Below are 12,698 nucleotides of genomic sequence, written 5' to 3'. Positions count from 1 at the left end.
GAACTGAAGCAACCTGCTGCCGAAAACTGCGTAACTCTTTGTTTACCAAGGAGTTTTCCGTTTCGACTGCGCCGGAAGTGGGGCGAATTATAGACTTCCAGAATCTGCCGTCAACCCTTAATTTCAGCCTTATTCGGATTTGAGCGTAATACGCGCAAATGCCTTCTTCCCGGCCTGGCAAACATGGGTCGTGCCCAGTGCGTATATAAAGGTGCGATCGACTACCTCACCATCGATACGCACTCCACCCGACCCCAGCAGATCGCGCGCAACGGCCGAGTTCTTCACCAGCCCCGCCTTATTAAGGACGGCAGCGATCGGCATATCCTCGGCAGCAGTCAATTCGATCTCTGGAAGGTCGTCCGGCAGCTCGCCTTCCTTCATACGGTTACCCGCCGCACGGTGAGCATTGGCCGCAGCTTCTTCACCATGGAAACGCGCAACGATTTCTTCAGCCAACTTGATCTTGATGTCGCGAGGGTTTGCACCCGCCTCGACATCGGTACGGAATGCGTTGATCTCATCCATGGAGCGGAAGCTGAGCAATTCGAAGTAGCGCCACATCAGCACATCTGGAATGGAAACCAGCTTGCCGTACATGACACCCGGCGCTTCCTGGATACCGACGTAGTTGCCCAAGGACTTGGACATCTTCTTCACGCCATCCAGACCTTCAAGCAATGGCATAGTCAGAATGCATTGCGGCTCCTGACCATAACCGCGTTGCAGTTCACGCCCCATCAACAGGTTGAACTTCTGATCGGTACCCCCCAGCTCGACATCCGCGCGCAAGGCAACCGAGTCATAACCCTGAACCAGCGGATAAAGGAACTCGTGAATGGCGATGGGCTGATTGGAGGTGTAGCGCTTGTCGAAGTCGTCACGCTCGAGCATGCGGGCAACGGTGTATTGCGAAGTCAGGCGAATGAAATCGGCCGGCCCCATCTGATCCATCCAGGTGGAGTTAAACGCAACTTCGGTTTTAGCCGGATCGAGGATCTTGAACACTTGAGTCTTGTAGGTCTCGGCATTCTCGAGAACCTGCTCGCGAGTGAGCGGCGGGCGTGTTGCACTCTTGCCGCTTGGATCACCGATCATCCCGGTGAAATCACCTATAAGGAAGATCACCTGATGCCCCAGCTCCTGGAACTGGCGCAGCTTATTAATAAGCACGGTGTGACCCAGGTGCAAATCCGGCGCAGTCGGATCGAAGCCTGCCTTAATACGTAGCGGCTGGCCACGCTTGAGCTTTTCGATCAGCTCGGACTCGACCAACAGTTCTTCCGCACCACGTTTAATCAGCGCTAGCTGCTCTTCAACCGACTTCATAACAGACCCGCAAGGCTCGAATTCAAAGGGAACCAACCATACAAGATCGCGCGTCAAATACAAGTTCTGCCCGGCGCACGGACGCCAATCCACGGACAGAGCGTCCGTGGACTTGCTTCACAGATGATTTGGTTATATTTTATACAGTTATTTCATCTTCATCATGTCATTCATCTTTTCCAATTCATCTTTTTTCAAAGTCAAAATTACCTATGACCAAAGAATCGTCTAAAGCGCCACCGCTTTACCCGAAGACTCACCTGCTCGCAGCAAGTGGCATCGCCGCTCTATTGAGCCTGGCGCTTCTGGTATTCCCTTCCAGTGATGTTGAAGCCAAAAAGACGACCCTGAGTCTTGAACTGGAAAGTCCTGCTGAACAACTGACACAAGATCAAGACGCTGCTGACGCCGTCCAAGCCACAAATGAGCCAGCAGCCTCCCCTTTCGCGCAGATCGAAAACAGCGCCGAAGAGACCCAGGAAACCGCCCAGGCCGAGCCGGCACCGGCCCCCGCTCCTGCGCCAGTCGTCGAAGAAAAGAAGGCGCCCAATCACCGCGAAGTGATCGTCACCAAGGGCGATACGCTCTCCACGCTGTTCGCGAAAGTCGGTCTTCCGGCCGCGTCAGTGCATGAAGTGCTGGCAAGCGACAAGCAAGCCAAGCAGTTCAGCCAACTCAAGCATGGCCAGAAACTCGAATTCGAACTGAGCCCGGACGGCCAGCTGACCAACCTGCACAGCAAGGTCAGCGACGTCGAAAGCATTAGCCTGACCAAGAACGACAAGGGTTACGCGTTCAACCGCATTACCGCCAAACCTACCGTACGTTCTGCCTATGTTCATGGCGTGATCAACAGCTCGCTGTCCCAGTCCGCGGCACGTGCCGGCCTGTCCCACAGCCTGACCATGGACATGGCCAGCGTGTTTGGCTACGACGTCGACTTCGCCCAGGATATTCGCCAGGGTGACGAGTTCGACGTGATCTACGAACAGAAAGTCGTCAATGGCAAGGCTGTCGGCAATGGCCCGATCCTGTCAGCGCGCTTCACCAACCGCGGCAAGACCTACACCGCCGTGCGTTACACCAACAAACAAGGCAACAGCAGCTACTACACGGCTGATGGCAACAGCATGCGCAAGGCGTTCATCCGCACGCCGGTCGACTTCGCCCGCATCAGCTCTAAGTTCTCCATGGGCCGCAAGCATCCGATCCTGAACAAGATCCGCGCGCACAAAGGCGTTGATTACGCAGCGCCACGCGGTACGCCGATCAAGGCTGCCGGTGACGGCAAAGTGTTGTTGGCCGGTCGCCGCGGTGGCTACGGCAACACCGTGATCATCCAGCACGGCAACACTTATCGCACGCTGTACGGGCACATGCAGGGCTTCGCCAAAGGCGTGCAGACGGGCGGCACCGTCAAGCAAGGCCAGGTCATTGGTTACATCGGCACCACCGGGCTCTCCACGGGACCGCACTTGCATTACGAGTTTCAGGTCAACGGCGTGCACGTCGATCCACTGGGGCAGAAGTTGCCGATGGCCGACCCGATCGCCAAAGCCGAACGCGCACGTTTCCTTGCGCAAAGTCAGCCTCTAATGGCACGCATGGACCAAGAAAAGGCCACCATGCTGGCCTCGAGCAAACGCTAAGCCATGGCGCTCTATATAGGTGTGATGTCCGGGACCAGCCTCGATGGCCTGGACATTGCGCTGATTGAGCAAACCCAGGCGATCAAGCTGATCGCCACGCATTACATCCCGATGCCGGAATCCCTGCGCGCCGAGCTGCTTGGCTTGTGCGCCAGTGGCCCGGATGAGATTGCCCGCTCCGCCATCGCTCAGCAGAACTGGGTAAAACTGGCGGCCCAGGGCATTCATACCCTTCTCGATCAACAAAACCTCAAGCCTGAAGACGTTCGTGCGATTGGCAGCCACGGCCAGACCATTCGCCACGAACCGGCGCGCGGGTTTACGGTGCAGATCGGCAACCCGGCCTTATTGACCGAGCTGACCGGCATCACCGTGGTCAGCGACTTCCGCAGCCGCGACGTCGCCGCTGGCGGGCAAGGCGCCCCACTGGTTCCAGCCTTTCACGAAGCCCTGTTTGAAGAGCGCAAAGGCAACCGTGCAGTGCTGAACGTCGGCGGTTTCAGCAATCTCAGCCTGATAGAACCCGGTAAACCTGTCGCCGGTTTCGACTGCGGGCCGGGGAACGTCTTGCTCGATGCCTGGATTCACCAACAACGCGGCGACAACTTTGATCGTGACGGCCAATGGGCTGCTAGCGGTAAGGTCGAACCCGTTCTGTTGAAAGCGCTGCTCAGCGATCCGTTCTTTGTCACCCAAGGCCCGAAGAGCACCGGCCGCGAAGTGTTCAACTTGCCGTGGCTGACACAACACCTATCGCGCTTGCCGACGTTCGCTGCCGAAGATGTCCAGGCAACACTGCTTGAACTGACCGCACTGACTATCATTGAGTCACTGCAAAACGCTCAATCAGATAACAAGGAATTGCTGGTGTGTGGCGGTGGTGCGCACAACGCCACACTGATGAAGCGCTTGGCCGCTTTGCTACCCAACGCCAAGGTCAGCAGCACCGCAGCTTACGGTGTTGACCCGGACTGGGTCGAAGCCATGGCTTTCGCCTGGCTGGCCCATTGCTGCCTGGAAGGCATCGCGGCCAACCGCCCGAGCGCCACCGGCGCCCGGGGCCTGCGCGTACTCGGCGCCATCTATCCGGCCTGAAGCAGAACCCCGGACAGCAAAACGCCGCAAAGCCCTGAAGCCATGCGGCGCTTGGTGATGCGGTGACGTGCGATCAGATCGAGAACGAAGAGCCGCAACCACAGGTGGTGCTGGCGTTCGGGTTCTTGATCACGAAACGCGAACCTTCCAGACCTTCCTGATAATCCACCTCGGCACCTGCCAGGTACTGGAAGCTCATCGGGTCCACAACCAGGCTCACGCCTTCGCGCTCGACGATGGTGTCGTCATCGGCCACTTCTTCATCGAAGGTAAAGCCATACTGAAAACCTGAACAACCGCCGCCCGTAACGAATACGCGCAGCTTCAAGCGATCATTCCCCTCTTCATCGACCAGGCTCTTCACCTTGTGCGCGGCACCGTGGGTGAATTGCAAAGCGGTGGGGGTGAAGGATTCGACGCTCATGCTGACTATCTCCCGGCGTTACGCCGCCATAATGCGTGATGACGCGCATTATCCGCTTCTCCTAGAAAATTGGTCAACTATTGTTACGGTATATCAATAAACCCGATTGCCGGCTCCCAATGCAAAAAGGCCCTTTATCAGGGCCTTTTTGCTGAGCGGGATAAAGCCTTACGGCAACATGCCCGCGTGTGACAGGCCCAGTCGCTCATCCAGGCCAAACAGGATGTTCAGGTTCTGCACCGCCTGCCCCGATGCACCTTTGACCAGGTTGTCGATCACCGACAACACCACCACCAGGTCACCCTCCTGCGGACGATGCACGGCGATACGGCAAACGTTGGCACCGCGCACGCTACGGGTTTCCGGATGGCTACCGGCCGGCATGACATCGACGAACGGCTCGTTGGCATAGCGTTTTTCAAACAGCGCCTGCAGATCCACCGAGCGATCCACGACGGTCGCGTAGAGCGTCGAGTGGATGCCGCGAATCATCGGCGTCAGGTGCGGAACGAAGGTCAGGCCGACTTCCTTGCCCGCTGCGCGACGCAGACCCTGGCGAATTTCCGGCAGGTGACGGTGCCCTTTGACGGCGTAAGCCTTCATGCTTTCCGACGTCTCGGCGTACAGCGAACCGACAGAGGCACCACGACCGGCACCGCTGACACCGGACTTGCAGTCAGCAATCAGGCGAGTGGTGTCGGCCAGACCGGCTTCGAGCAAGGGCAGGAAACCCAATTGCGTCGCCGTCGGGTAGCAACCCGGTACGGCGATCAGGCGAGCCTGCTTGATCTGCTCGCGATTGACTTCCGGCAAGCCGTAGACAGCCTCCTCCAGCAGTTCCGGCGCACCGTGCGGCTGGCCGTACCACTTGGCCCATTCATCGGCGTCTTGCAGACGGAAGTCTGCCGACAGGTCGATGACCTTGGTCCCGGCTGCCAGCAATTCACCCGCCAGCGCATGGGCAACACCGTGCGGCGTGGCGAAAAACACCACATCGCAAGCACCCAGGGTCTTGATGTCGGGAACGCTGAACGCGAGGCCGTCGTAATGACCGCGCAGGTTCGGGTACAGATCAGCCACGGCCAGACCGGCCTCGGATCGGGAAGTGATCACTACCACTTCAGCTTGCGGATGCTGCGCCAACAGACGCAACAGTTCGACACCGGTGTAACCCGTGCCGCCGACGATACCGACCTTGACCATAAACCTGCCCTCAACGAACCCACTGGAAAGCCGTCGATAATAGGGCCCGTATCGTCCTGCGACAACCGGCAAGGTGACGTGCGGAGCCTCAAGCCTCTACTATCCAGCCTACCGTGAACCTGGGAATAACTAAAAAATGCTTTATTTGTGGCTCAAAGCGCTTCACATCGTCAGCATGGTCTGCTGGTTTGCCGGCCTGTTTTATCTACCCCGCCTGTTCGTTTATCACGCGCAAAGCGAGGACACCGTCAGCAAGGAACGCTTCAGCATTATGGAGCGCAAGTTGTATCGGGGCATCATGGGGCCGGCGATGATCGCTACCCTGATCTTTGGTATCGCACTGATCTACCTCAACCCCGGCATCTTCAGCCAAGGCGCGTGGATTCACGCGAAGTTGACCCTGGTCGTGATTTTGATCGGCTACCACCATATGTGTGGCGCGCAGGTAAAACGTTTTGCCCGTGGCGAAAATACCCGCAGCCATGTCTTTTATCGCTGGTTCAATGAAGTGCCGGTTCTGATATTGCTGGCTATCGTAATTCTGGTCGTGGTTCGGCCGTTCTAATTTCAATCAGCACAACTCACCGGGGTACTTCCAATGTCGCTGCCCGCTCTGCTCGAACAACGTTTGCGATTGCCCGTGGTGGCAGCGCCGATGTTCCTGATTTCCAACCCACAATTGGTGCTCGCCTGCTGCCGGAATGGCGTGGTGGGCAGCTTCCCCGCGCTGAATCAGCGCGAGAGCAGCGGCTTCAAGGCCTGGCTGGAGGAGATCGAAGCAGGGTTGGCGACACTGGAGAACCCTGCGCCGTACGCGGTGAACCTGATCGTCCACAACAGCAACCCGCGGCTGCAAGCGGACCTGGATATCTGCATCGAACACAAAGTGCCGATCGTGATCACCAGCCTCGGCGCGGTGAAAGAACTGGTCGATGCCGTCCACAGCTATGGCGGCCTGGTGTTTCATGACGTGACGACCCGTCGTCATGCCGAGAAAGCCGCCGAGGCCGGTGTGGATGGCTTGATCGCCGTGGCTGCCGGCGCGGGTGGGCACGCCGGAACCTGGAGCCCGTTCTCGCTGGTTGCCGAGATTCGCCAGTTCTTCGACAAAACCCTGTTGCTGGCCGGCTGCCTGAACCACGGCCACGAGATTCTCGCCGCGCAACTGCTCGGCGCGGACCTGGCCTACTTCGGCACGCGATTTATCGGTACCACTGAAAGCCATGCACCTGACGCCTACAAGGAGATGCTGCTGACCGCCAGGGCGGCGGACATCGTCCATACTCCAGCGGTGTCGGGCGTGCCGGCGAGTTTCATGCGTCAGAGCCTGGAGGCAGCGGGTTTCGACATGGCCGCGTTGCAAGGCAAGGGTGAAGTGAACTTCGGTTCCAAGCTCAAACCTATCAGCGATGAAGCCAAAGCCTGGAAAACCGTATGGTCCGCGGGCCAGGGTGTCGGCGAAATCGACGATCTGCCGAGTGTCGATCAACTGGTCGCACGCCTGGACGCCGAATACCGCAAGGCTTTGGAACTGGCGGCGCAGTTGCCGAAACGCTGGCCGCGCTGACGAGAAAGCTTGGCCAGTCGCACCGGGCTGGCCTTACACTGCGAGCGCCCCACATTCTCTATTCAGCACTCGCGACAAGGATGCCTCGCAATGAGCGAAAACCGTTTCAAGATCGTGTTCGACGGCGCTCTGTTGCCCGGTGTTGACATCACCACCGCCAAGCTCAATCTCGCCGCGCTGTACAAAAGCGAGGTGGCTGCCGTCGAACGACTGTTCAGCGGCAAGACGGTTACCCTCAAGCGCGACCTGTCACAGGCAGACGCGCAGACTTACCTCCAGGCGCTGACGAAAACCGGCATCGATGCGCGAATCGAGACTGAACCCTCTATCGACCTGAACCTGGCCGATGCGCATGAACACATTCCTCCCAGTGCTCCACTGACGACAGATCCGGAATCGCCTTATGCGCCGCCGCGCGCAGCAGTCGGTGAAGCGCTGCCGGCATTCGCCCCGCTCAAGGCGTTCAGCTTCGAGGGCCGTATCGGTCGCTTGCGTTTTCTCGCCTGGACCATGGCCCTGACGCTGGTGACGCTTGCCGTTGGCTCGGTGCTTGCCGTTTTTGGCTTGGCGCTTATCAGTACAGATTCGACCGCTGGCCTGATTCTCGGTGGCCTGCTGGTCTTTATCCTCGTGGTGGCACTCGCGTTCGTCAGTATTCAGTTCTTCGTCCAGCGTCTGCACGATATCGGTTGGTCCGGCTGGCTCTGGCTGCTGAACCTTGTGCCATTCGTGGGCAGCTTCTTCCCGTTTGTCATCATGGTGGTGCCGGGCAACGCCACCGCCAATCGGTACGGTGCGCCACCTCCGCCCAATAGCACGGCGGTCAAGGTGTTGTCGTCGCTGTGGATAGCGTTCGTCGCCATCGTCGTCATTGGTGCGCTGGCCGGAGGCATCACTGCCATCCAGGACGAGTACGAAAGTGCGGCCGAAACCAGCTATGAAAGTGGCTCAGTGATCACCGATGAAGTCGAAGTAGAGCCCGCCGCCGAGGCTGAGGAGGCGCTAAATTCCGCTGACGATGCAGCCGAAGAAGCCCAGCCCCCTGTAGACTCTGCGAAAGAATGAACAGCGCTCCCCGCCCGTGACACCTGCGTCGCCGGCGCGGAGCTGTTGCGATGGAGAATTGCATGACCCGTTACGCTCTGATCACTGGCGCTTCCAGCGGCATCGGCCTGGCGATGGCCGAAGCGCTGGCCCGGCGCGGCCGCAGCCTGATTCTGGTGGCCCGACAGCGTGATCAGCTGGAAAGTATTGCGATTGAACTGACTCAACGTTTTGGCGTGGAGGTGCTGTTCCGTGCCTGCGACCTCAGCGAGCCGTTGCGGCTGTCTGGATTCCTGCTCGAACTGGAAGAAGGTGACCGACAAATCGATCTGCTGGTCAACTGCGCCGGCATCGGCACCTGCGGTCCCTTCCTGGCTCTGGACTGGATGACTGAGCAGGACCTGATCGAAGTGAACATTCTGGCCCTCACTCGCCTGTGTCACGCCATCGGCAACAGCATGGCGTTGCAGGGTGGCGGGCAGATTCTGAACGTCGCCTCGGTTGCAGCCTTCCATCCCGGCCCCTGGATGAGCACGTACTACGCCAGCAAGGCTTACGTGCTGCACTTTTCCGAAGGGCTGCGGGTCGAGCTGAAGAAGTGCGCGGTCAAGGTCTCGGTGCTCTGCCCCGGCCCGACCCGCACCGCGTTTTTCCGCACCGCCCAGTTGGACACGGGCAAATTGATCGACAGCAAAATGCTCATGAGCCCTGAAGAAGTCGCGCTCTACACCGTGCGGGCCCTGGAGAAAAATCGCGCCATCATTATTCCGGGTCGACGCAACCGCTGGCGCGCCTTCCTGCCTCGGCTAGGCTCGCGCTGGCTGACCCGGACAATCGCCGGCATGGTCAACAAGGCCTACTGCCCGCGCTGATCGAACCTCAAGGTAAAAGGCTGGGCTCGGGCATAACCCATGGTTACACTCAGGCCAGCCCAAACAACGGAGAAAACAGCTGTGGATACTCTGTTCACCAAGATCATCAACCGGGAAATCCCGGCGAAGATCATTTACGAGGACGACCAGGTACTGGCCTTCCACGACATCAACCCACAGGCACCGGTGCATTTTCTGGTCATCCCGAAAAAAGCCGTGCGCACCCTTAACGACCTCACCGAGGAAGACAAGGCGTTGGCCGGGCACATCCTGTTCACCGCCCAGCGTCTGGCCCTGGAATTGGGTTGCGAAGAAGGCTTCCGCGTGGTCATGAACTGCAATGAATTGGGCGGGCAGACCGTTTATCACATTCATATGCACGTGCTGGGTCAGCGCCAGATGCACTGGCCGCCGGGCTGATTCCCCACGCATCCCTGTAGGAGCGAGGCTTGCCCGCGAAGAACGATAACGCGGTCATTCCGAATGACCGCGTCGCCCCCTTCGCGGGCAAGCCTCGCTCCTACAAGTCGTAGTGTTATCCAGTGACCCAACGCAAACCTTCCCCGGCCGATTGGGTTAAACTGGCCGCCGAGATTCTTCCCGGAGGTCAGCATGACTACCCAACGTCACTACTCGCCGATTGACCGACTTCTGCTGCAAGCCGATGCCGCGATGCGTACTTTGCTGCCTTCCAGTGGCCAGCCGTACCGTCCGTCCCCTGCTATCGTGCAGCCAGAAGCACAAATGAGCGACGAAGACACCCGGCACGTTGCCGGTCTGATGCGCATCAACCATACCGGTGAAGTCTGCGCCCAGGCGTTGTATCAAGGTCAGGCCCTGACCGCGAAGCTGCCGCAAGTGCGCGCCGCCATGGAACACGCCGCCGAAGAAGAAATCGACCACCTGGTCTGGTGCGAACAACGCATCCATCAGCTAGGCAGCCACACCAGCATTCTCAATCCGCTGTTCTATGGCATGTCGTTCGGGATTGGTGCAGTCGCCGGGTTGATCAGCGACAAAGTCAGCCTGGGCTTCGTTGCTGCCACTGAGCATCAGGTGTGCAAACACTTGAACGAACACCTTGAACAACTGCCGGCCGAGGACGAAAAATCCCGGGCAATCCTTGAACAGATGCGCATCGATGAAGAACATCACGCTGAAAGCGCGCTGGAGGCTGGCGGCTTCCGCTTCCCGGCGCCGGTGAAGTTCGGCATGAGTTTGATGGCCAAGGTGATGACCAAGAGTACTTATCGGATCTGATCTGACCGGATCTGATCTGTAGGAGCGAGCTTGCTCGCGATGGACCAGAGGGCGACGCGTTTATCCAGGAACCACGCGTTATCGTTTACGTCCATCGCGAGAAAGCTCGCTCCTACAAGGGCTAATAAAAAGGCGACTGCCGTGAGGTAGTCGCCTTTTTTTGTGCTCGTGGTCGACTCAACCCAGCTCGATGATCTCGTAGTCGTGGGTGATCTCGACACCGGCCGCACCGAGCATGATCGAGGCCGAGCAATACTTCTCGGCGGACAGCTCGATGGCGCGTTTGACCTGGGCTTCTTTCAAGCCTCGGCCCTTGACCACGAAGTGCATGTGGATCTTGGTGAAGACTTTCGGATCTTCAGTCGCGCGCTCGGCTTCAAGGAAGGCTTCGCAGCTCTCGACGGCCTGACGGGATTTCTTGAGGATGCTGACCACGTCGAAATTGCTGCAACCGCCAACACCCAGCAGGAGCATTTCCATCGGCCGGACACCCAGGTTGCGACCGCCAGACTCGGGCGGACCGTCCATGACCACGACATGACCGCTGCCGGATTCGCCGAGGAACATGGCTTCGCCAGCCCATTGGATGCGTGCCTTCATCGCCAGACTCCACTGTATAAAAAAGGGTCGCCAGCTTAGCACAGGCCCCTTGATTGACAGCGCTCGCCTTCCTAGGACATAACCATCCGCGCTGTAGGTAAATTCTCGAATATTGCAGGAAGCGTCTGTTAAGCTGGCGCCAATTCGCTGGCGCATAGCCAGCTTTGTAGCAATAAGAAGATCACAGGCTTCGTCAGCGCCTACAAAAACACCAAACACACCGTGCAGTCTTTTCGGGATACAACCATGGTTGCTATTGCCCCCACCCCCAAAATCAAGAACCTCGACAAACTATTGATGCATTGCCAGCGCCGTCGCTACGCGGCCAAGAGCAACATTATTTGTGCTGGCGACCGCTCTGAAACGTTGTTCTTCATTATCAAAGGCTCGGTCACGATCCTGATCGAGGATGACGATGGTCGCGAAATGATCATCGCCTACCTGAACACCGGGGACTTTTTCGGCGAGCTGGGTCTGTTTGAACAGGCCGGCCTGGAACAGGAACGCAGTGCCTGGGTGCGCGCGAAGATCGAATGCGAAGTCGCGGAAATCAGCTACGCGAAATTCCGCGAATTGTCCCAGCAGGATCCAGACATTCTTTACGTGCTGAGCGGACAAATCGCACAGCGCCTGCGCAACACCACCCGCAAGGTGGGCGATCTGGCGTTTTTCGATGTGACCGGTCGCGTGGCCCGCTGCCTGCTGGAACTGTGCAAGCAGCCAGACGCCATGACCCACCCCGACGGCATGCAGATCAAAGTGACCCGTCAGGAAATCGGGCGGATTGTCGGTTGTTCGCGGGAGATGGTCGGTCGCGTGCTCAAGGATCTGGAAGAACGCAACCTGGTGGACGTCAAAGGCAAGACCATGGTGGTGTTCGGTACGCGCTAAGTTCGCAAACTTAGCTGCTGAACATCTGCGCCAGCATTTGCCGGTAGAGCGCATCGAGACGCTCCAGCGCGTCAGGCGCGGCGAATTTTTCATGCAGGGCAATGTGGCTTTCGGCGCGCACCCGCTGCTCCAGACCACAGGCCTCATTGAAGCGGTTGACCGCTGCCACCATCGACTCACGTTCGTTATCCAGCAACAACGCCCCGTGCACCAGGCCTACCGGACGCGAGCCACCCTTGCTCTGGCGCCAGCGCTGAGCGGTGCCGACCATTTTGCGGCCGTCGAGGTTGACGTTGAAACGACCGTCGCAGAACGCACCGTCAATTTCGCCCAACGATGAAACGCCACCCAACTCATCAAGTAGCTGACAGATCGGATCGCAGAGTCGGCGGTATCCGGTTTCGATTCGGTTCTGGTCGCCCTCGCTGCGGGGTGGTGCGTAAACCAGCGCGATATTGATCGTAGCGGCCGATTGCGGCACCGGTTCACCGCCGGTTTCGCGCAGCAGTACCGGCCAGCCGGCAGCGGCGGAGACTTCGCAGGCGTGTTCGAATCCGGGCAATCGATTCAGACGGCGGGGCATGACCAGCGCCCGATCGCTGGGCTGCCAGAACAGCAGACCGAACTCGGAATCGCCGGTGCAGACATGGGCGAGCAGATCCTGTTCGGCAAGCAGGCCGGCTTCGACGGTCAGAGAGGTTGGGATCATAAAGTAATCCGTAAGGTTTCCAGCCTGTGGTGTTTCTTATGCCGCCTTCGCGAGC

Annotated in this window: 14 protein-coding genes; 9 read left to right on the top strand and 5 right to left on the bottom strand. The window is 58.7% G+C overall.

Translation table 11 applies throughout. From position 1 onward, the window contains the following. Positions 1 to 129: 129 nt before the first annotated feature. Positions 130 to 1,329, bottom strand: a complete 1,200-nt coding sequence (gene tyrS / locus ACIPL2_RS31345; RefSeq protein ID WP_401363610.1) for a tyrosine--tRNA ligase — start codon at positions 1,327 to 1,329, stop codon at positions 130 to 132. Positions 1,330 to 1,541: 212 nt separating this feature from the next. Between tyrS and ACIPL2_RS31340 the strand changes: the two genes are divergently transcribed. Together ACIPL2_RS31340 and ACIPL2_RS31335 are read left to right on the top strand one after the other, a co-directional pair. After that, positions 1,542 to 2,978, top strand: coding sequence for a peptidoglycan DD-metalloendopeptidase family protein (locus ACIPL2_RS31340; protein WP_401363608.1), 1,437 nt, complete (start codon positions 1,542 to 1,544; stop codon positions 2,976 to 2,978). Between the two features lie 3 nt (positions 2,979 to 2,981). Continuing rightward, complete coding sequence (locus tag ACIPL2_RS31335; protein WP_401363605.1) at positions 2,982 to 4,073, top strand: anhydro-N-acetylmuramic acid kinase; 1,092 nt, start codon at positions 2,982 to 2,984, stop codon at positions 4,071 to 4,073. Positions 4,074 to 4,146: 73 nt separating this feature from the next. Here ACIPL2_RS31335 and erpA read toward each other — a convergent pair whose 3' ends face one another. Continuing rightward, positions 4,147 to 4,497 (bottom strand): iron-sulfur cluster insertion protein ErpA, encoded by a 351-nt coding sequence (erpA, locus tag ACIPL2_RS31330; protein WP_007947969.1) that lies wholly within the window; start codon positions 4,495 to 4,497, stop codon positions 4,147 to 4,149. A gap of 168 nt (positions 4,498 to 4,665) precedes the next feature. Next, the gene (gene argC, locus ACIPL2_RS31325) at positions 4,666 to 5,700 is read right to left on the bottom strand and encodes an N-acetyl-gamma-glutamyl-phosphate reductase (protein ID WP_401363602.1); all 1,035 of its coding nucleotides are present in this window, start codon (positions 5,698 to 5,700) and stop codon (positions 4,666 to 4,668) included. Between the two features lie 136 nt (positions 5,701 to 5,836). Between argC and hemJ the strand changes: the two genes are divergently transcribed. The 6 genes from hemJ to coq7 all read left to right on the top strand — a co-directional run bounded on the left by hemJ (position 5,837) and on the right by coq7 (position 10,443). Further along, positions 5,837 to 6,265 carry a protoporphyrinogen oxidase HemJ gene (gene hemJ, locus ACIPL2_RS31320; RefSeq protein WP_401363599.1) on the top strand — a complete coding sequence of 143 codons (429 nt, stop codon included), beginning with the start codon at positions 5,837 to 5,839 and terminating at the stop codon, positions 6,263 to 6,265. Between the two features lie 33 nt (positions 6,266 to 6,298). Beyond that, the gene (locus ACIPL2_RS31315) at positions 6,299 to 7,267 is read left to right on the top strand and encodes an NAD(P)H-dependent flavin oxidoreductase (protein ID WP_401363596.1); all 969 of its coding nucleotides are present in this window, start codon (positions 6,299 to 6,301) and stop codon (positions 7,265 to 7,267) included. A gap of 90 nt (positions 7,268 to 7,357) precedes the next feature. Further along, positions 7,358 to 8,332, top strand: a complete 975-nt coding sequence (locus ACIPL2_RS31310) for a DUF805 domain-containing protein (protein WP_401363594.1) — start codon at positions 7,358 to 7,360, stop codon at positions 8,330 to 8,332. A gap of 62 nt (positions 8,333 to 8,394) precedes the next feature. Beyond that, the gene (locus ACIPL2_RS31305; protein ID WP_401363591.1) at positions 8,395 to 9,183 is read left to right on the top strand and encodes an SDR family NAD(P)-dependent oxidoreductase; all 789 of its coding nucleotides are present in this window, start codon (positions 8,395 to 8,397) and stop codon (positions 9,181 to 9,183) included. A gap of 81 nt (positions 9,184 to 9,264) precedes the next feature. Continuing rightward, entirely contained in the window at positions 9,265 to 9,603 is a 339-nt protein-coding gene (locus ACIPL2_RS31300) for a histidine triad nucleotide-binding protein (RefSeq protein ID WP_401363588.1), read from the top strand. A gap of 192 nt (positions 9,604 to 9,795) precedes the next feature. After that, entirely contained in the window at positions 9,796 to 10,443 is a 648-nt protein-coding gene (coq7, locus tag ACIPL2_RS31295; protein ID WP_401363586.1) for a 2-polyprenyl-3-methyl-6-methoxy-1,4-benzoquinone monooxygenase, read from the top strand. Positions 10,444 to 10,620: 177 nt separating this feature from the next. Here the strand turns inward: coq7 and ACIPL2_RS31290 are convergent, their stop codons facing one another. Next, the gene (locus ACIPL2_RS31290) at positions 10,621 to 11,043 is read right to left on the bottom strand and encodes an OsmC family protein (RefSeq protein ID WP_059407363.1); all 423 of its coding nucleotides are present in this window, start codon (positions 11,041 to 11,043) and stop codon (positions 10,621 to 10,623) included. Positions 11,044 to 11,289: 246 nt separating this feature from the next. On the opposite strand from ACIPL2_RS31290, the gene crp reads away from it, so the two are divergent. Further along, positions 11,290 to 11,934, top strand: coding sequence for a cAMP-activated global transcriptional regulator CRP (gene crp / locus ACIPL2_RS31285; RefSeq protein ID WP_401363582.1), 645 nt, complete (start codon positions 11,290 to 11,292; stop codon positions 11,932 to 11,934). 10 nt (positions 11,935 to 11,944) lie between these two features. Here crp and ACIPL2_RS31280 read toward each other — a convergent pair whose 3' ends face one another. Next, the gene (locus ACIPL2_RS31280; protein ID WP_401363580.1) at positions 11,945 to 12,643 is read right to left on the bottom strand and encodes a biotin/lipoate A/B protein ligase family protein; all 699 of its coding nucleotides are present in this window, start codon (positions 12,641 to 12,643) and stop codon (positions 11,945 to 11,947) included. Positions 12,644 to 12,698 lie beyond the last annotated feature (55 nt).

The sequence above is a fragment of the Pseudomonas sp. NPDC086251 genome (assembly GCF_044746405.1).
Classification (GTDB): Bacteria; Pseudomonadota; Gammaproteobacteria; order Pseudomonadales; family Pseudomonadaceae; genus Aquipseudomonas.
The sequence above is the reverse complement of the archived record's forward strand: the minus strand, read 5'-3'. Positions and strand labels throughout refer to the sequence as shown.

What these genes read in the sequence shown, in the direction of transcription:
- tyrS (WP_401363610.1), bottom strand. Translation starts at nt 1,329, where the DNA reads ATGAAGTCGGTTGAAGAGCAGCTAGCGCTGATTAAACGTGGTGCGGAA.
- ACIPL2_RS31340 (WP_401363608.1), top strand. Translation starts at nt 1,542, where the DNA reads ATGACCAAAGAATCGTCTAAAGCGCCACCGCTTTACCCGAAGACTCAC.
- ACIPL2_RS31335 (WP_401363605.1), top strand. Translation starts at nt 2,982, where the DNA reads ATGGCGCTCTATATAGGTGTGATGTCCGGGACCAGCCTCGATGGCCTG.
- erpA (WP_007947969.1), bottom strand. Translation starts at nt 4,497, where the DNA reads ATGAGCGTCGAATCCTTCACCCCCACCGCTTTGCAATTCACCCACGGT.
- argC (WP_401363602.1), bottom strand. Translation starts at nt 5,700, where the DNA reads ATGGTCAAGGTCGGTATCGTCGGCGGCACGGGTTACACCGGTGTCGAA.
- hemJ (WP_401363599.1), top strand. Translation starts at nt 5,837, where the DNA reads ATGCTTTATTTGTGGCTCAAAGCGCTTCACATCGTCAGCATGGTCTGC.
- ACIPL2_RS31315 (WP_401363596.1), top strand. Translation starts at nt 6,299, where the DNA reads ATGTCGCTGCCCGCTCTGCTCGAACAACGTTTGCGATTGCCCGTGGTG.
- ACIPL2_RS31310 (WP_401363594.1), top strand. Translation starts at nt 7,358, where the DNA reads ATGAGCGAAAACCGTTTCAAGATCGTGTTCGACGGCGCTCTGTTGCCC.
- ACIPL2_RS31305 (WP_401363591.1), top strand. Translation starts at nt 8,395, where the DNA reads ATGACCCGTTACGCTCTGATCACTGGCGCTTCCAGCGGCATCGGCCTG.
- coq7 (WP_401363586.1), top strand. Translation starts at nt 9,796, where the DNA reads ATGACTACCCAACGTCACTACTCGCCGATTGACCGACTTCTGCTGCAA.
- ACIPL2_RS31290 (WP_059407363.1), bottom strand. Translation starts at nt 11,043, where the DNA reads ATGAAGGCACGCATCCAATGGGCTGGCGAAGCCATGTTCCTCGGCGAA.
- crp (WP_401363582.1), top strand. Translation starts at nt 11,290, where the DNA reads ATGGTTGCTATTGCCCCCACCCCCAAAATCAAGAACCTCGACAAACTA.
- ACIPL2_RS31280 (WP_401363580.1), bottom strand. Translation starts at nt 12,643, where the DNA reads ATGATCCCAACCTCTCTGACCGTCGAAGCCGGCCTGCTTGCCGAACAG.